General features: G+C 40.4%; 16 protein-coding genes and 1 pseudogene. 13 read left to right on the forward strand and 4 right to left on the reverse strand.

The window, feature by feature from the left end:
• Both G4417_RS06410 and G4417_RS06415 read right to left on the reverse strand, forming a co-directional pair.
• Positions 1-596, reverse strand: a pseudogene (locus G4417_RS06410) (hypothetical protein); the annotation flags it as partial.
• Positions 597-863: 267 nt separating this feature from the next.
• Positions 864-1,682: a histidinol-phosphatase HisJ family protein gene (locus G4417_RS06415; RefSeq protein WP_173683010.1), complete on the reverse strand. Its 819-nt coding sequence runs from the start codon at positions 1,680-1,682 to the stop codon at positions 864-866.
• A gap of 329 nt (positions 1,683-2,011) precedes the next feature.
• Here G4417_RS06415 and gap point away from each other — a divergent pair, with 329 nt between their 5' ends.
• The 5 genes from gap to G4417_RS06440 all read left to right on the forward strand — a co-directional run bounded on the left by gap (position 2,012) and on the right by G4417_RS06440 (position 7,623).
• Positions 2,012-3,031 (forward strand): type I glyceraldehyde-3-phosphate dehydrogenase, encoded by a 1,020-nt coding sequence (gap, locus tag G4417_RS06420; protein WP_008704062.1) that lies wholly within the window; start codon positions 2,012-2,014, stop codon positions 3,029-3,031.
• 188 nt (positions 3,032-3,219) lie between these two features.
• Positions 3,220-4,413 carry a phosphoglycerate kinase gene (locus tag G4417_RS06425; protein WP_173683011.1) on the forward strand — a complete coding sequence of 398 codons (1,194 nt, stop codon included), beginning with the start codon at positions 3,220-3,222 and terminating at the stop codon, positions 4,411-4,413.
• Between the two features lie 43 nt (positions 4,414-4,456).
• The gene (tpiA, locus tag G4417_RS06430) at positions 4,457-5,206 is read left to right on the forward strand and encodes a triose-phosphate isomerase (protein ID WP_118508414.1); all 750 of its coding nucleotides are present in this window, start codon (positions 4,457-4,459) and stop codon (positions 5,204-5,206) included.
• Positions 5,207-5,924: 718 nt separating this feature from the next.
• On the forward strand, positions 5,925-7,115 hold the full coding sequence (gene rlmD, locus G4417_RS06435; protein ID WP_173683012.1) for a 23S rRNA (uracil(1939)-C(5))-methyltransferase RlmD: 1,191 nt from the start codon (positions 5,925-5,927) through the stop codon (positions 7,113-7,115).
• 34 nt (positions 7,116-7,149) lie between these two features.
• The gene (locus tag G4417_RS06440; RefSeq protein ID WP_173683013.1) at positions 7,150-7,623 is read left to right on the forward strand and encodes a GNAT family N-acetyltransferase; all 474 of its coding nucleotides are present in this window, start codon (positions 7,150-7,152) and stop codon (positions 7,621-7,623) included.
• 100 nt (positions 7,624-7,723) lie between these two features.
• Here G4417_RS06440 and G4417_RS06445 read toward each other — a convergent pair whose 3' ends face one another.
• Both G4417_RS06445 and G4417_RS06450 read right to left on the reverse strand, forming a co-directional pair.
• Positions 7,724-9,094 carry an FAD-dependent protein gene (locus G4417_RS06445; protein ID WP_173683014.1) on the reverse strand — a complete coding sequence of 457 codons (1,371 nt, stop codon included), beginning with the start codon at positions 9,092-9,094 and terminating at the stop codon, positions 7,724-7,726.
• 364 nt (positions 9,095-9,458) lie between these two features.
• Positions 9,459-9,680, reverse strand: a complete 222-nt coding sequence (locus G4417_RS06450; RefSeq protein WP_118611031.1) for a helix-turn-helix domain-containing protein — start codon at positions 9,678-9,680, stop codon at positions 9,459-9,461.
• 106 nt (positions 9,681-9,786) lie between these two features.
• Between G4417_RS06450 and G4417_RS06455 the strand changes: the two genes are divergently transcribed.
• From G4417_RS06455 to G4417_RS06490, 8 genes are all read left to right on the forward strand, one after another.
• Positions 9,787-10,047: a hypothetical protein gene (locus tag G4417_RS06455; RefSeq protein ID WP_173683015.1), complete on the forward strand. Its 261-nt coding sequence runs from the start codon at positions 9,787-9,789 to the stop codon at positions 10,045-10,047.
• A gap of 53 nt (positions 10,048-10,100) precedes the next feature.
• Positions 10,101-11,396 (forward strand): homoserine dehydrogenase, encoded by a 1,296-nt coding sequence (locus G4417_RS06460; RefSeq protein WP_173683016.1) that lies wholly within the window; start codon positions 10,101-10,103, stop codon positions 11,394-11,396.
• A 191-nt stretch (positions 11,397-11,587) separates the two neighbouring features.
• Positions 11,588-13,129: a 2,3-bisphosphoglycerate-independent phosphoglycerate mutase gene (gene gpmI, locus G4417_RS06465; RefSeq protein ID WP_008704048.1), complete on the forward strand. Its 1,542-nt coding sequence runs from the start codon at positions 11,588-11,590 to the stop codon at positions 13,127-13,129.
• 245 nt (positions 13,130-13,374) lie between these two features.
• Positions 13,375-14,715 carry an MATE family efflux transporter gene (locus G4417_RS06470; RefSeq protein WP_173683017.1) on the forward strand — a complete coding sequence of 447 codons (1,341 nt, stop codon included), beginning with the start codon at positions 13,375-13,377 and terminating at the stop codon, positions 14,713-14,715.
• 327 nt (positions 14,716-15,042) lie between these two features.
• On the forward strand, positions 15,043-16,608 hold the full coding sequence (locus G4417_RS06475) for a L,D-transpeptidase family protein (RefSeq protein ID WP_173683018.1): 1,566 nt from the start codon (positions 15,043-15,045) through the stop codon (positions 16,606-16,608).
• Positions 16,609-16,786: 178 nt separating this feature from the next.
• Positions 16,787-17,083, forward strand: coding sequence for a DUF3784 domain-containing protein (locus tag G4417_RS06480; RefSeq protein WP_173683019.1), 297 nt, complete (start codon positions 16,787-16,789; stop codon positions 17,081-17,083).
• 177 nt (positions 17,084-17,260) lie between these two features.
• Positions 17,261-18,322 (forward strand): A/G-specific adenine glycosylase, encoded by a 1,062-nt coding sequence (gene mutY / locus G4417_RS06485; RefSeq protein ID WP_173683020.1) that lies wholly within the window; start codon positions 17,261-17,263, stop codon positions 18,320-18,322.
• On the forward strand, positions 18,319-19,335 hold the full coding sequence (locus G4417_RS06490) for a glycosyltransferase family 2 protein (RefSeq protein ID WP_173683021.1): 1,017 nt from the start codon (positions 18,319-18,321) through the stop codon (positions 19,333-19,335). Before mutY ends, G4417_RS06490 begins: the two co-directional genes overlap by 4 nt.
• Positions 19,336-19,351 lie beyond the last annotated feature (16 nt).

Genomic DNA, 19,351 nt, shown 5'->3' on the forward strand with positions numbered 1-19,351 from the left:
TTGGAAGTCTCGACCTTAACAGGTTCCACTTTGGAAGTCTCGACCTTAACAGGTTTCACTTTGGAAGTCTCGACCTTAACAGGTTCCACTTTGGAAGTCTCGACCTTAACAGGTTTCACTTTGGAAGTCTCGACCTTAACAGGTTCCACTTTGGAAGTCTCGACCTTAACAGGTTTCACTTTGGAAGTCTCGACCTTAACAGGTTCCACTTTGGAAGTCTCGACCTTAACAGGTTCCACTTTGGAAGTCTCGACCTTAACAGGTTCCACTTTGGAAGTCTCGACCTTAACAGGTTCCACTTTGGAAGTCTCGACCTTAACAGGTTTCACTTTGGAAGTCTCGACCTTAACAGGTTCCACTTTGGAAGTCTCGACCTTAACAGGTTCCACTTTGGAAGTCTCGACCTTAACAGGTTCCACTTTGGAAGTCTCAACCTTAACAGGTTCCACCTTGGAAGTCTCGACTTTAACAGGTTCTACTTTAGAAGTTTCAACTCTGGCAGGCTCAGTTTTGGAAGTAGTCACTTGTAAAATTTCTGATTCCTGCTTTCTGACTGTTGATGAAGAACGTTTCTTCTGGAGTCTTTTTTTAGCCATAATATTCCTCCCTGGTTTATGAAAAATACAGTAACCGGGCAGTGTCGGGACATATAAAACATAAATATGAAGACACCGGACAGTTACGAATATATACAGAAAGCTGCAATTTCCATATCTGCTGCCAGTTTTTTATCATGATCAGCTGCGATGCAGACCAGAGAAACAGTATTCGGAGCAGTTTGGAAATTGGGCTTCTGAAATCATATGTAATATTATATTATATTATATTATAGGAACTGCCATATAGGCAAGTACTGACACGTTTTACAGAGAAATAAATTCCGGTTTACGGTCTTTGAAGATTGTATAGTAACGAAAACCACAGGCTTCCAGTACACTGGCAGCTTTATCAAATGCACAGGCGATTTTATCCGGAGTATGCGCATCTGCTCCGATGGTGATGATTTCTCCGCCAAGTTCTCTATAGCGCCTTATTATGGCAGTACATGGATTGGGTTCTCCAAGACCATAATGATATCCGCCTGTATTAAGTTCGATGCCTTTTCCCATGGAAATCAGTTTCTTCAGAATCTCATCCAGAATATCTTTATACCGTCCGTAAGAATATTCCCGGTTCCTGTTAGGACCATAGCGGACAACATAATCAATATGTCCATAAACATCAAATCCGTCGTATGCGGAAATATTTTCAAGAATAGATTCGAAATATTCCATATAACATAAAAATTCCTTACGTCCTTCAAAAAATTCCGGGTAATAAGGATCATACCCATGAACAAGATGGGAAGAACCGATAACGAAATCAAAAGGTGTCTGAGAGAGAAGTGAGCCAAAATATTCTCCCAGATGCATCTGCAGTCCCAGTTCAATTCCGAAACATACCTGAATTTTATCCTTATATATATCTGAAAGTTCAGCCAGTTTTTCTTTGTAGGCCGGGATATCCAGAGAAAAATCCAGATTGTCAGGAGTAACAGGGTAATCCGGATCCAGATGTTCCGTAAAAGTAATTCCCTGCAACCCCATTTCAATGGCACGATGGATCATAGCTTTCATGGGTGTATCAGAATCAGCAGAAAAAGAAGAATGCATATGACAATCCCACAATATTTGTCTGTCCATAATTTCAGTCCTTTCTTCTAAAAAAAACAGTACTGTTATATTTGTGTGTGATATATTACAAATGAATACTGTGTCCTCTTAAATGGATAGATCTTCACCTAAAATTCTGAAATGTCGCAATATACAGGCATTGCTCTGTGTATTTATAAAGTACTGTAGACACAGTATAACATATAATTTACATTTTTTACTTAATTTTTATCTGTTTTTTTAGAAAATGGTCTTGAATTTTTGTTTAGAATTATGTACAATACATTACAGGTTGATGATTCTTTAACAAACAAAGGATTACCATAATTAACCACTTAATTCATAGGAGGAATTTTATCATGGCAGTAAAAGTTGCAATCAATGGTTTTGGACGTATTGGACGTCTTGCATTCCGTCAGATGTTTGGAGCAGAAGGATTTGAAATCGTAGCAATCAACGATTTAACATCTCCTAAAATGCTTGCTCACTTATTAAAATATGATTCAACACAGGGAAAATATGCTCTTGCAGACACAGTAACAGCAGGAGAAGATTCCATCACAGTTGACGGAAAAGAAATCAAAATTTACGCAAAAGCTAACGCTGCTGAACTTCCATGGGGAGAAATCGGTGTAGACGTAGTTCTTGAGTGTACAGGATTCTATACATCCAAAGACAAAGCTCAGGCTCATATCGATGCAGGTGCTAAACACGTTATCATTTCCGCTCCGGCTGGAAACGACCTTAAGACAATCGTTTACAATGTAAACCATGAAACTCTTACAAAAGAAGATCACATCATCTCCGCAGCTTCCTGTACAACAAACTGCTTAGCTCCAATGGCTAAAGCATTAAATGACCTTGCTGCAATCAAATCCGGTATCATGTGCACAATCCACGCTTACACAGGCGATCAGATGACACTTGATGGACCACAGAGAAAAGGTGATTTAAGAAGATCCCGTGCAGCTGCAGTTAACATCGTTCCTAACAGCACAGGTGCTGCTAAAGCTATCGGTCTTGTTATTCCGGAACTGAACGGTAAACTTATCGGATCTGCTCAGCGTGTTCCTACCCCAACAGGTTCTACAACAATCTTAACAGCAGTTGTTGAAGGAAACGTAACAAAAGAACAGATCAACGCAGCTATGAAAGCAGCTTCTAATGAATCCTTCGGATACAACGAAGATGAAATCGTATCCAGCGATATCGTTGGTATGAGATTTGGTTCTCTGTTTGATGCTACTCAGACAATGGTTCTTCCACTTGAGAATGGCACAACAGAAGTACAGGTAGTTTCCTGGTATGACAACGAGAACTCCTACACAAGCCAGATGGTTCGTACAATCAAACACTTTGGTAAATTACTGAACGCTTAATTTTCAGTAAGTGTAAAGGAATAGACTCCAACGAAGGGTCCGGTCTGATTTGGACCGGACCTTTTTCGCGTGGTCTGGGCATTATTCCAATCTGCTGTTACAGCAGTGCCGGAATGATGGCAGAAAATTATAGGTTACTGTTTACAGATATGCAGTAACTGTAAAATATTATTAAGGAGGCACCACAAATGCTGAATAAAAAATCTGTTGATGATATCAACGTAAAAGGTAAAAAAGTTCTTGTAAGATGTGACTTCAATGTTCCGCTTCAGGATGGAAAGATTACAGATGAGAACCGTCTGGTTGCAGCTCTTCCTACAATCAAGAAGCTGATTGCTGACGGTGGAAAAATTATTCTTTGCTCTCACCTTGGAAAACCGAAGGGAGAACCGAAACCGGAATTATCTCTTGCACCGGTTGCAGTACGCCTTTCTGAATTATTAGGACAGGAAGTTAAATTTGCAGCAGATCCTGAAGTAGTAGGACCTAACGCAAAAGCAGCAGTAGCTGAGATGAAAGACGGAGACGTTATCTTACTTGAGAATACACGTTATCGCGCAGAAGAAACAAAGAACGGAGACGAATTCAGCAAAGAACTTGCTTCTCTTTGCGATGTATTTGTTAATGATGCATTTGGTACAGCTCACAGAGCACACTGCTCTAACGTTGGTGTGACCAAATATGTTGATACAGCAGTTGTTGGTTATTTAATGCAGAAAGAAATTGATTTCCTTGGAAATGCAGTGAACAATCCTGAGAGACCATTTGTTGCTATCCTTGGTGGAGCTAAGGTTTCCAGCAAGATTTCTGTAATCAATAACCTTCTTGATAAAGTAGATACTCTTATCATTGGTGGTGGTATGTCTTATACATTTTCCAAAGCTATGGGCGGACATATCGGAACATCCCTTTGCGAGGATGATTATCTTCAGTATGCATTAGACATGATGAAGAAAGCAGAAGAAAAAGGTGTAAAACTTCTTCTTCCTGTAGATAACAGAATTGGTGATGATTTCTCCAACGACTGCAATATTCAGATTGTTAAACGTGGTGAGATTCCGGACGGATGGGAAGGAATGGACATCGGACCTGAAACAGAGAAGCTTTTCGCTGACGCTGTAAAAGATGCTAAGACAGTTGTTTGGAACGGACCGATGGGCTGCTTCGAAATGCCGAACTTCGCTCATGGTACAGAAGCTGTTGCCAAAGCACTTGCTGATACAGACGCTACAACTATCATCGGTGGTGGTGATTCTGCAGCAGCAGTTAACATCCTTGGCTATGGCGACAAGATGACACACATCTCCACAGGTGGCGGTGCATCTCTTGAATTCCTGGAGGGGAAAGAACTCCCGGGCGTTGCAGCAGCAAACGATAAGTAAGAAAAGAATACGTCCCACAGGGACACTAAGGAGATAAATTATCATGGCAAGAAAGAAAATTATCGCTGGTAACTGGAAAATGAACATGACACCAAGCGAAGCCGTTAAATTAGTAGAAACATTAAAACCATTAGTAGTTAATGACGAAGTAGACGTAGTATTCTGCGTACCTGCAATCGACATTATCCCGGTAGTAGAAGCTGCTAAAGGAACAAACATCCAGGTTGGCGCTGAGAACATGTACTTCGAAGAGAAAGGTGCATACACAGGAGAAATTTCCCCTGCAATGCTCGTAGATGCTGGCGTTAAATATGTTGTTCTCGGACATTCCGAAAGAAGAGAATACTTCGGAGAAACAAACGAAGACGTTAACAAGAAGATCCTCAAAGCTTTCGAACATGGAATCACACCAATCATGTGCTGCGGCGAAACTCTTACTCAGAGAGAGCAGGGCGTAACAATGGATTTCATCCGTCAGCAGGTTAAAGTGGGATTCCAGGGTGTTACAGCAGATCAGGCTAAGACAGCAGTTATCGCTTACGAGCCAATCTGGGCAATCGGAACAGGTAAAACAGCTACAACTGAGCAGGCTCAGGAAGTATGCGCTGGTATTCGTGCATGCATCGCTGAAATCTATGATGAAGCAACAGCAGAAGCAATTCGCATCCAGTACGGCGGATCTGTAAATCCTGCAACAGCACCTGACTTATTCGTTCAGAACGATATCGACGGCGGACTTGTAGGTGGCGCTTCTCTGAAAGCTGATTTCGGAAAGATCGTAAACTACAAATAAGAATAAAAAACTGATTATAAATAGATAATCTTTGTGTCCGTACGAGAAACAATATAATGCCCCTGAATACAGAAAAATTGGTGATTTCACTAATTGGATTGTATTCAGGGGTATTTTAGCTGAATTGGGTAAGTCCCCTGTTTCAATTGTTGTTGCGAGCATCTGTTTGAACACATCAGACACGTTGTATCTCGTCTGGTGGAATTACCTACCATATATGTATAAAGAAAAAGACAGCTCCATCACGGAAACTGTCTCTTTTATCTGGTGTAAAAATCTGCTGCAAGCTGTCTCTTTTGTACTTTGGATAAATTCTTTTGCACGAAAGGAATGCCTTGATGCTTTTGTATTCTGATTATTTATCAGGTGTGTTTAGTTCATGTATTTTATCTTTTGTATTTTGAATTGTTTCTGAGATTTTATCTTTGGTGATATAAAGTTTTTTCTCTTTGGCAATTCGATGTTTTTCTCTTTTGTATGTACAAACTATATCATATTTTTCTACATTCGTCTACAAGTTTCAACAGAAATCAGGCAAAAATATTTCGACAGAATTATCAATTTTTCGACATTTTATAGAAAACAGAAGCTATAGCAACCTTTTCAAATACATTATTTACGAGAATTGTTACAAATCAGGAATGCCTGATTGCAGGAATCTGTTTTCGCTGATATAATGTAAAAAGTGTGGTAATTATAGAAAGCAGGTTAATATTTTATGGAAGAAAAAATAAAGAAATGTAGTGTATCAAAGAAATGCGGAAGCTGTCAGTATCAGGGGATTCCTTACAAAGAACAGCTTATGACCAAGCAGAAAAAAATGAAGAAGCTTCTTGGAAAGTTCGGAAATATCAAACCGATCATTGGAATGGATGACCCTTTTTATTACAGGAATAAAGTTCATGCAGTATTTGACAGAGACAAAAAAGGCAATATTATATGTGGAACCTATGAGGCGAAAACACATAAGGTTGTTCCGGTAGAGGAGTGTATGATTGAGGATAAGGTCAGTCAGGAGATTATCCGTACGATCAGGGATATGCTGAAATCATTTAAAATCAAAACGTATGATGAGGATACGGGATATGGGCTTTTGCGTCATGTGCTGGTAAGGAGAGGGTTTTCCACAGATGAGATTATGGTGGTTCTTGTGGTCGGCTCCCCTATCTTTCCTTCAAAGAATAATTTTGTAAAAGCACTGAGAAAGAAATATCCACAGGTTACAACAGTTGTGCTCAATGTCAATGATAAGAAGACCAGTATGGTACTGGGTGAGCGTGATATCGTTATCTATGGGAAAGGATATATCCGGGATACGCTCTGCGGATGTACATTCCGTATTTCTCCTCAGTCTTTTTATCAGGTGAATCCTGTACAGACAGAAATCCTGTACAAAACAGCAATTGAATATGCAGGACTCGGACGAAAAGAAACCGTGATCGATGCGTACTGTGGAATAGGAACAATCGGACTTGTAGCTGCAAAGAGGGCAAAGAATGTCATAGGTGTGGAATTGAATCCGGATGCAGTCCGTGATGCCAGAATCAATGCAAAGGAAAATAAGATCACAAACGCACGTTTCTATCAGGGTGATGCCGGGGAATTTATGGAAAACATGGCAGAAAACGGAGAACATGCAGATGTTGTATTTATGGATCCGCCACGTACAGGCAGTGATAAAAAGTTTATGTCCTCCGTTATCAAACTGAATCCATCAAGAATCGTATATATCTCCTGTGGACCGGAAACACTGGCAAGAGATCTGGAGTATTTGACAAAACATGGCTATGATGTGAGAAAAATACAGCCAGTAGATATGTTCAGTTTTACAGACCATTGCGAAAATATTTGCCTTTTGACGAAAAAATTTGAGAAACAGACGAAAAATCAAAACGAATACAAATACTAAAAGAATATAAATACCAAAAGAAAAGGAAGGTTTCATGGAAATAAGAAAAGCATCAGTGCAGGATCTTGGACAGATTATGCAAGTTTATGATAAAGCCCGCATATTTATGAGAGAAAATGGAAATGCAGAACAGTGGGGTGAAGATTACCCTTCAGCAGAACTGATCGAAAAGGATATGGACAAAATGTATCTGTGCACGTCAGAAGGGCAGGTTGCCTGTGTTTTCTATTATGCAGAAGAGGAGGATGAGGATTATAAAGAGATTAATGGAAAGTGGCTGAATGAAGAACCTTATGGAGTAGTCCACAGGGTAGCGTCCACGGGAATAATAAAGGGAGCAGCAGCCTTCTGCCTGGACTGGGCCTATGCGCAGATACCGAATCTTCGCATGGATACATATAGCGATAATATTCCCATGCAGAAACTTCTGGAGAAATGCGGATTTCAGTACTGTGGTTCATTTGAACGTCTGGGAATGGATAAATGGATGGCATACCAGAAAATATAATAAACAAGTCCCTATCTGTTTCAACTGTAAGAGACAGATGGGGACTTTAAGATTATTGATTGCTGTAGTCGGAGGTATCCATCAGAAGAGATTCGGTCTTTTACAGATTCTCAATAATCTGGCGTGCTACATATACACCGCTTGCAGAAGCATGGGACAGAGAATGGGTTACACCGCTTCCGTCTCCAATGATATACAGTCCCTTGTATTTGCTCTCAAGATTTTCATTAATATCAACTTCCATATTGTAGAACTTAACTTCTACACCATAGAGGAGGGTGTCATCATTAGCTGTCCCGGGAGCGATTTTATCCAGAGCATAAATCATTTCAATGATTCCGTCAAGGATACGTTTCGGGAGAACAAGACTCAGATCACCGGGAGTAGCTGCGAGAGTAGGCCGTACCATACCTTCTTCGATACGTGCAACCGTACTCCTTCTTCCGCGCACCAGATCGCCGAAACGCTGAACGATCACACCGCCGCCCAGCATATTGGAAAGACGGGCAATGCTTTCGCCATATCCATTACTGTCTTTAAATGGCTCGGAAAAATGTTTGGCTACCAGCAGTGCGAAGTTTGTATTCTCTGTCTGTTTGGACGGATCTTCATAGCTGTGGCCATTTGCTGTGACAATGCCGTTTGTATTTTCATTTACAACGATGCCATAAGGGTTCATACAGAAAGTTCTTACATTATCTTCAAATTTTTCTGTCCTGTAGACAATCTTACTCTCATAAAGTTCATCTGTCAGGTGGGAGAAGATAACAGCAGGAAGTTCTACACGTACACCCAGGTCTACACGGTTTGATTTGGTGGGGATATCAAGTTCTTTACAGACCTGTTCCATCCATTTGCTTCCGCTTCTGCCTACGGATACGATACATTTACTACAGTCAGTGGTATCATTCCTTGTAACAATGCGGTATGCATCATCCAGCACTTCCAGACGTTCTACAGGAGTATTGAAATAAAAATCAACATGTTCTTTTAATTTTGAATATAAGTTCTCAAGAACTACATAGTTAATGTCTGTTCCCAGATGACGGACGGAAGCATCCAGAAGTTTTAGTTTATTCTGCATACAAAGCTTTTTGAATTTGGTTCCTGCAGTAGAATACATTTTTGTATCCTGACCGCCATAGGCAACATTGATATCATCTACATAGCGCATCAGGTCAAGAGCTTCTTTTTTTCCAATATGTTCATAAAGCGTTCCGCCGAAATCATTCGTAATATTATATTTACCATCAGAGAAAGCACCGGCACCGCCAAATCCGCTCATGATGGCACAGGTTTTACATTTGATACAGGTTTTTATTTTATCGCCGTCAATTGGACAATGTCTTTTGTTGAGAGGGTTTCCTTCCTCGAAAACCGCAATCTTTAAATTCTTATTCTGCTTCATCAGTTCATAGGCAGAGAAAATACCGCCAGGTCCGGCACCGATGATTACTACATCGTACTTCATATATATTACAGTCCTTTCAGATAAAAATATTTTGCAAATCTGCAACAAGCCTCTCAAATGCAATTTTAAGAGAATGCTGTAAATAAGTATATCATAAATGAATGGAAAAATCTTATATTTTTGTGAATAGTCTATAGGATAAAATTATAAGTGATAACTATCGGTGAATAAGAGCGATTTTATCTGTCAGGATGAGAAACCTGTAAGTGTTTTGGTTTTTTACAGGATTGCTATAGTTACGATATGATATAAGAACAAAAAGAACATATAGTTCTAAAACAGAAAAAAATCAACATACGAAAACAGTACAAAATGTTCTACTGAACAGTATAACTATATAATCGAATGATGAACTCACAAAAAATTATTTTTCTTCAGGTTCAGCATCATCCGGGATGTGTTCTACAATATCACCGAAATCACAGTCAAGAATCGAACATAAGATGTCAAGACTGCGGATTTCCACATTTTCATTATGACGGAGCTTATCCAGAAAAGAAGTGCTTATGCCATAGTGAGTGTACAGGGCATACTGGCTGATTTTCCGCTCCTTCATAGTCTTCCATAATTTTCTATAGCTTATCATATGTAATAACCGTCCGATTTGTTCTTGATTCATATTTATTATCGGGTTAAAATAGGCCTTGTAACAGTGTCGTTATAAAGACACTATTGAGAAGGAAAGTGACATAATGAAGACGATCAGAAAGATAATGGAAGGCGTGGCCGTAGCCTGCATATCAGTGGCAATGTATTACTGCTTCCTGAGTGGAGCCCCTGCCGGGGGAACAGAGAGAACTGTTTATATGATCCTGGATGGAATATTCTGTATTTCTGCCTGGGTGGCAGGAATGGGGATATTATGGTATGTGAGATGGCTTCGCAGACGGAACAAAGAACTGGAAAATATGATAAAGATTTTGCTTAAAAATGCAGACAAACTTGACAAATAGGAAATTCTGCCATACTATAAAAACCAATGAAAACGAAAGGGGAATCCTGCAAAATGAATGAAAATGTCATCAAAGCCGCACTGTTAGGATTTGGAACAGTAGGAACAGGTGTATATAAGGTACTGAAGAATCAGGAAAAGGAAATGTCGGCCAAGATTGGCTGTAAAGTTGAGATAAAAAAAATCCTTGTGAGAAATATAGAAAAGGCAGCAGCGAAGATAGAAGATGCCTCTTTGCTCACCAGCCAGTGGGATGAGATTATAAATGATCCGGAGATTGAGATTGTGATTGAACTGATGGGCGGGATTAATCCTGCAAGAGAATATATCCTTTCTGCATTAAAAGCCGGTAAGCATGTAGTCTCTGCAAACAAGGATCTGATCGCAGTACATGGTCATGAGCTTCTGGATGCGGCACATGAGAGTAAAGTGGATTTTCTGTTTGAAGCAGCAGTAGCAGGTGGTATTCCGATCATCAGACCATTGAAACAGTGTCTGGCAGGAAATCACATGACAGAAGTTATGGGTATTGTAAACGGAACCACAAACTTTATTCTGACAAAGATGACTCAGGAAGGTATGGAATTTAAGGATGCCCTGGCACTTGCAACAGAACTTGGATATGCGGAGGCTGATCCGACTGCTGATATCGAAGGTCTGGATGCAGGACGTAAGGTAGCGATTCTTGCATCTGTGGCATTTAATTCACGTGTGGTATTTAACGATGTATATACAGAGGGAATTGCCAAGATCACATCAAAAGATATTCATTATGCGAAAGAAATGGGACGTGATATCAAGCTTCTGGGTGTTGCAAGAAACGAAGCAGACGGAATTGAAGCATATGTGTGCCCGATGCTGATCCCCAGTTCCCATCCGCTTGCAACTGTAAATGATTCCTATAATGCAGTATTTGTCCATGGAGATGCAGTGGAGGATGCCATGTTCTTCGGAAGAGGAGCAGGAGAACTTCCTACAGCCAGTGCAGTTGTGGGTGATGTATTTGATATTGTGAGAAATATTCTTGCAGGATGCTGCGGCAGAATCGGATGTACCTGTTACAAGAAGATCCCTGTTAAGAAAATGGAAGATACATATAACCGTTATTTCCTCCGTCTCAAAGTAGAGGATCGTTGCGGTGTTCTTGCTGAGATGACTGCTATTTTTGCCAAATATCAGGTCAGTGTCGCACAGATTATCCAGAAAGATACCAAGGTGGAAGGTTGTGCGGAAGTAGTTGTGATCACTGAGAAGGTAAGAGAAGGTGATTTCAGAACTGCCATTGAAGAACTGAGAAACAGGGATTCCGTAAGAAAGATTTCCACGATCATTCGTGTATATGGAAAATAAGTTACTGTTCTTTCCATATACAGTAATGAAAATGAAACAGATACAAAAAAAGAATTGAAAAATCCTGAGATTTTGATACTATATAAGTGATATCAGATACAAAAGTCTTATTGTGCAGAGATGATCAGTTTTCTGCTCCTGATATCAGCAAAACAGTTATCAATTATGAATAAACATAAAAGGAGAACATTATGAGCAAAAAACCAACCGTATTAATGATTCTTGATGGATATGGTCTGAATGACAAAAAGGAAGGAAACGCTGTATATCTGGCTAAAACACCGGTTATGGACAAGCTGATGGCAGAATATCCATTTGTAAAAGGAAACGCAAGCGGACTGGCAGTAGGTCTTCCGGACGGACAGATGGGTAATTCTGAAGTAGGACATATGAATATGGGCGCAGGCCGTATCGTATATCAGGAACTTACCAGAATCACAAAAGAAATCCAGGACGGTGATTTCTTTAAGAATGAAGCTCTTCTTGCAGCAATGAAGAACGCAAAAGAGAATAACTCTGCAGTACATTTCATGGGACTTCTTTCTGATGGTGGTGTGCACAGTCATAATACACATCTTTATGGATTACTTGAGATGGCTAAGAGAGAAGGCGTTGAGAAGGTTTACGTACATTGTTTCCTTGACGGTCGTGACACACCTCCTGCATCAGGTAAAGAGTTTGTAGAGGCTCTTGAAGCAGAGATGAAGAAGATCGGTGTAGGTGAGATTGCTACTGTTTCCGGACGTTACTATGCGATGGATCGTGATAACCGCTGGGATCGTGTAGAACTTGCATACAATGCTCTTACAACAGGAGAAGGCGTAAAGGGAACAGATGCACCGGCAGCAGTTCAGGCTTCTTATGATAATGATAAGACAGATGAGTTTGTTCTTCCTACAGTTATCGAGAAAGACGGACAGCCGACAGGTGTTATATCTGATAAAGATTCTGTTGTATTCTTTAATTTCCGTCCTGACCGCGCTCGTGAGATCACAAGAGCATTCTGCGATGATGATTTCCAGGGATTTGAAAGAAAAGCAAGACCACAGGTTACTTTCGTATGCTTCACAGATTACGATGATACCATTCAGAATAAACAGGTTGCATTCCACAAGGTTCAGCTTCACAATACATTTGGTGAGTATCTTGCAGCACACAATATGACTCAGGCGCGTATTGCTGAAACAGAGAAATATGCACATGTTACATTCTTCTTCAACGGCGGTGTGGAAGAGCCGAACAAAGGAGAAGACAGAATTCTGGTTAAATCTCCGAAGGTTGCAACCTACGATCTTCAGCCGGAAATGAGTGCACCTCAGGTTTGCGAGAAACTGGTAGATGCGATCAAATCTGACAAATATGATGTGATCGTGATCAACTTTGCAAACCCGGATATGGTTGGACATACAGGTGTACAGGAAGCAGCCATCAAAGCAGTGGAAACTGTTGATGAATGTGTTGGCAAAGCAGTAGAGGCTCTTAAGGAAGTGGACGGACAGATGTTTATCTGTGCTGACCATGGAAATGCAGAACAGCTGATCGACTATGAGACAGGTGCTCCGTGGACTGCACATACAACAAATCCTGTACCATTTATTCTTGTAAATGCAGATCCGAAATATACACTGCGCGAGAACGGATGTCTTGCAGATATCGTTCCTACACTGATCCAGCTTATGGGAATGGAACAGCCTGCGGAAATGACAGGAAAATCACTTCTTGTAGAGAAATAATATAATACAAAAACTGTGAGAACTGCTTTGCAGACATCAGCAGTTCGTGATATTGACGAAACCCTCTGACACAAATCAGAGGGTTTTTTGTTTGTTTTTGGTGATTATGTAGAAAATCATGGAATTAAAAAACACATCTTGAAATGGAAAATTTTTTCAACTATAATCGCTCTGATATCTGATAAAACAGATATCGAAAACAGCAAATAAAGAGGATTAAAAAAGGATTGGGAGGGTTTATTGGAATGCAGACAGACATGACAGTTGGGAAACCAATGAAGATGATACTTGACTTTACGATACCTGTATTTATAGGTAATGTATTCCAGCAGTTTTACAACATGGCAGATGCCATAATCGTAGGAAAATTTGTAGGAACAAAAGGGCTGGCAGCGGTTGGTTCAACAGGAACGATCATGTTTCTGATCATAGGTTTTCTTACAGGACTGACAGCCGGTTTTACAGTTCTGACCTCACAGAAATTCGGTGCAGGAAAGATGGATGAGATGCGGCAGTCAGTGGGAAATGCGGCGTTACTTTCAATTATCATTTCGGTTATAATGACGGCTGTCAGTATGGTGGGGATGCACTCGCTTCTAACATTAATGCATACACCGGAGGATATTTTTAAGGATGCATATACCTACATTATGATCATATGTGGAGGTATTTTTGCACAGGTATTATATAATATCCTGGCCAGTATTCTGAGAGCACTGGGAAACAGCAAGACACCATTATATTTCCTGATTCTGGCGGCACTTTTGAATATAGTACTCGACTTGGCGTTTATTATTGTTTTCCATATGGGGGTCGCCGGGGCTGCCTGGGCGACGATCACAGCACAGGGAGTATCAGGAGTACTCTGCCTGATTTATATCATCAAATGTGTACCGGAATTGAAACTGAAGGCAGATGACTGGAAATTTCGTTCAGAAATTGCAAAAAAAGAAATTCTTGTGGGCATTCCCATGGGACTGCAGTATTCCATCACTGCGATCGGAACCATGATGGTACAGTCTGCACTGAATATTCTTGGTTCCTATGCAGTAGCGGCATTTACGGCAGGAAATAAGATTGAGAATATTTTTACCCAGGCATATGTTGCAATCGGAACAACAATGGCAACATATAATGCACAGAATATAGGAGCGCGTAAACTGGACAGAGTCAGACAGGGATTTAACAGTGCGCATATTATAGGAATTACCTATGCCATTGTTACAGGTGTGATTATTTTCCTCTTTGGCAAATATCTGTCTTATCTGTTTATTTCAGATAATGCCGCAGAAGTCATTCCTATGGTTGATACTTATGTGAAATGCGTGGCAGTATTTTTCATACCACTTCACTTTGTCAATGCGCTCAGGAATGGTATCCAGGGCATGGGATACGGACTGCTTCCCATGCTTGCCGGTGTTGCAGAACTGGCAGGACGTGGAATCACTGCTATGGTCGCGGCAGCTCATAAGAGTTACTTTGGAGCATGTATGGCCAGTCCGATGGCATGGGTGCTTGCAGGAGGACTTCTGATCATCATGTATTTCTATGTAATGAAAGATATGAAACGCAGACTTGGGCTGTAAGCTAGTGTGCCAACAAGTTGATTTCCGGAGTGTGTTTGAAAAATGTTTTCCGCAAGATGTGCGTCACAATTTCTTATTTCCGCGTTGTCGTCGGTCGCTGTAGTCACTGCTACGCCTTGAAATAAAAAAATGAGAAAAAAGTGAATAGTAGGTGCAAATTGGAAGAATTATGTTATAATGAAACGTGCAGTGCATATTTATGTGATTACAGCATAAATCCTGTGCATTGCGAAACATGTTATTCAGATGGAATAACAGTAATATATTTCAGAAGTGACATGTTTTAGGAAAAATGAACAGTAACATTTTATGTTGAGGAGAAAATAGATGGGCAACAAAGAGGAAAAAAACAATACAGTCCCGAATGGCAGTGCAGAAATGAATGGCAGACGCCGTAAATCTGCAAGACCGGGAAGAATTTCGTATGTACCGATCAGTGATGAAGATCTTGCACCTTATGAGCCGCCTGTCCGTAAGAAACATAAAGGCTTAAAGATTACGGGAATCGCGATGGCAATGATTATTGTGAGTGCGGGGGCTGTATATGCGGGTATGTCATATTATTATTCGGACAAATTTTTTGAAGGAACATCGATCAATGGTATTGACTGTTCCGGAAAAACTGCTTATGAAGCAGAACAGAAGATTGCGAAGACAGTAGAGAACTATTCTATAGAGGTTGATTCCAGAAATCTGGATCCGCAGATCATCAGTGGAGATCATATTGGTTACAGTTATGTTTCTGACGGAAGTGTTCTGAAGCTTTTGAAGAGTCAGAAATCATATGAATGGATAAGAGGATTTTTTGAAAAGAAGAGTTATACAGCCGCTGAAAACACAACTTACGATAAAGAAAAGCTGAAAAAACAGGTGAAAGCGCTTAACTGTGCGCAGGAAGAGAATCAGGTAGCTCCTGAGAATGCGTATGTAGCATATGGAGATTCACAATTTGAGATTGTTCCGGAGACAGAAGGAAGCAAGCTGGATTTAAAAGAAGCGTACAATGCACTTTCAGAGGCGGTTTCGGGAAATGAAACTTCGATTGATTTCGACAGTGAGCCTGATGTGTATGTAAAGGCAGATATCACCAGTGATAGTCCGGACCTGCAGGCATCACTTGATGCATGTAACAATTTTACAAAAGCAAGTATTACTTACACATTTGGAGATGAGACAGAAACTCTGGATGGAAATACGATCAAAGACTGGCTGAACTTTGACGAAAAAGGACAGCTGATCATGGATGATACGTCTTTTAGACAGCATATTGCAGACTATGTAGCTCAGCTTGCGGCGGCCCATGATACGGTGGGAACTGAAAGAGAATTCCAGACAACAAGTGGGAGAACTGTCAGTGTATACGGTTCTGCATATGGATGGCAGATAGATCAGGCTTCAGAGGTTGCACAGCTGACACAGGAGATCCAGTCAGGGACACAGACAACCAGAGAGCCGGTTTATTCTATGACAGCCAATGCACATGGTTACAATGATATAGGAAACACTTATATTGAAGTGGATCTGTCCGAACAGCATATGTATTTTTACCAGAACGGAGAAGATATCTTTGAGTCAGATATTGTTTCCGGTGATATGAGATATTCTGACCGTCAGACTCCGGCCGGTATTTATACGATTTATTATAAGAAGAGCCCGGATGTGCTCAGAGGTAAACAGCTGGCAAACGGTAAATACGAATATGAACAGCCGGTAACGTACTGGATGCCGTTTAATGGCGGTATTGGTTTCCACGATGCAAACTGGCAGCCATACTTTGGTGGAGATCGTTTCATGGAAGGCGGTTCGCATGGATGTATCAATATGCCGCCGGAGAAAGCAGCAGAACTTTATAATATTATTGACTGCAATATTCCAATCGTATGTTTTTATTAGTATTAATTAAGAATTGCTTTCCTTAGATCTGCTGATAGGAAGGCGTTGAACAGTTTCCTGAAAAAAATAAAAACAGGTATTGATATTCCGGGATCATTGTATACAAGACAATATTCCCGGATTTCTGTAAAATGAAAATGGTTCTGTATGGTAAAATGCCGATAGAAGGAGGAAGATTATGAACATGGATTCTTTGAGTCTGATACTGACCATTGCCGCTTTTATAGTAGGAATAATGCTTCTGACAGGACATGGAGATATTTTCCTGAAAGGTGGAAATGCGGATATCCGCAAGAAGCTTTATGATGAAGAGAAGATGGCAAAAGCAAGTGGAGTTGCACTTATTTTAATTGGTATTGTTTCTGCTGTGGATCTTTTTACTACAGCACTGGCTTTTAAAATAGCTTACATAGTAGCACTTCTGATCATAATTATCGGACTTGTGTATTATTTACGGGTGAAATGCAAAAAATAATCAATAAGGAAAGAAGGATCGGAACACAGTAAAATGTGTACGGTCCTTTTTATGTATTAGCGTTTTTCTTTGTTTTGTGATAAAATGACATACAGGCTTAAATTCCATTGTTATGAGCAACCTGGAATTTTGGAGTGAACATTAACGAACAGTAAATAAACGAGGAAAAGATAAGTTATGGTACTTGAAGAAATAGTGTTGCCTCTGGTAAAATGGTACAGGGATAATAAGAGAATTCTTCCATGGAGAGATAAAGACAATGCTTATTACACATGGGTATCAGAGATTATGTTGCAGCAAACCAGAGTGGAGGCAGTGAAGCCTTATTTCCGGAGATTTATCACAGAACTTCCGGATATTCAGTCATTGGCAGAATGTCCTGAAGAGAAACTTTTGAAGTTATGGGAAGGTCTGGGATATTATAACCGCGTCCGGAACATGCAGGAGGCGGCGAAAACTGTAAAAAATGAATATAATGGCAGACTGCCTGAAGATTATCAGGCACTTTTGTCGTTAAAGGGAATAGGAAGTTATACAGCCGGTGCCATTGCATCGATCGCATATGGGGAAAAGGTTCCGGCTGTAGACGGGAATGTACTGCGTGTGATTTCCAGAATTACAGAGAGTACTGAAGACATCAGCCGGCAGTCTGTCCGCAGGAAAATGGAGCAGCAGCTTTTACAGATCATGCCTTCCGATTGTCCGGGAGATTTTAATCAGGCACTGATGGAACTGGGAGCTGTGGTGTGCGTTCCCAACGGTCAGGCGAAATGTGCAGTATGTCCTGTTGCATTTATCTGTCTGGCTCACAGACATGATAAAGCGGATATGATTCCTGTAAAAGCACCTAAGAAAGCCAGAACACAGGACAACAGGACTGTGTTTATCATTCAGGACGGAGAATGCACAGCTATCAGGAAAAGACCTGAGAAAGGACTTCTGGCAGGTTTGTATGAGCTGCCAAACACTCAGGGACATTTAAAGAGAGAAGAGGCACTTTTGTATGTAAAAGAGTTGGGACTTGATCCATTATATATAGAAGAACTTCCGCCTGCGAAACATATTTTCTCCCATATTGAATGGAGAATGCAGGCATACAGAATAAAGGTATCATCCCTAAAGACAACACAGGATAAAGAACTCATTTTTGTAAGTAAAGAACAGTCAGGTAAACAATACGCAATTCCATCTGCTTTTGGAGCGTATGCAAAGTATATCAAGGAGGAAACAACAAGATGAAACTGTTAAGTATTGCGATTCCATGTTATAATTCCCAGGATTATATGGAGAATTGTATAGAGTCATTACTGGTGGGAGGAGAAGAAGTAGAGATTCTTATAGTAGATGACGGATCTTCTGACAGAACTGCCGAGATTGCAGATGACTATGCCAGGAAATATCCGACAATTGTAAAGGCAATCCATCAGGAAAATGGTGGTCATGGAGAAGCTGTCAATGCAGGGATCAGAAATGCTACAGGATTGTATTTCAAGGTAGTGGACAGTGATGACTGGGTAAATAAAGAGGCGTATGTACAGATTTTGAAAACTTTATATGAACTGCTCAGAGGTCCACAGACAGTTGACCTTCTAATCAGTAATTTTGTATATGAGAAACAGGGCGCAACCCGTAAGAAAATCATGCAGTACCGCAAATGCCTGCCGAAGGACAGAATATTTGGATGGGAAGAAGTGAAACATATGCCGAAAGGTAAATATCTTCTGATGCACTCCATGATTTATCGTACAAAACTGCTTCATGAATGCAATCTGGAACTGCCGAAGCATACATTTTATGTAGATAATCTATTTGCTTTTGAACCTCTTCCGTATGTAAAGAATCTGTATTATCTGGATGTGAATTTCTACCGTTATTTTATCGGGAGAGATGACCAGTCTGTAAATGAGAAAGTGATGATCAAACGTATTGACCAGCAGATCCGGGTAAACAAACTCATGGTAGATGCATATATCAACTGTAAAAGTACAAATAAGCAGTTGAAAGCGTATATGTTCAGCTATCTGGATATTATTACAACTATTTCTTCCATTATGCTGATACGTGCCAATACAGAAGAGTCCCTTCAGAAGAAGAAAGAACTTCTGGAATATATCAGGACAGAGAATAAACAGGTATACAGAAAACTGCGTCACAGTCTTTTCGGAAGAGTCATGAACCTTCCGGGAAGAAGTGGAAGAAAAATGTCAGTGGCAGCCTACAAAATCAGCCAGAAATTCTATGGATTTAACTGATGTGTAAAAGCTTCAC

It is taken from the genome of Blautia wexlerae, from assembly GCF_013300825.1.
Classification (GTDB): Bacteria; Bacillota; Clostridia; order Lachnospirales; family Lachnospiraceae; genus Blautia_A; species Blautia_A wexlerae_B.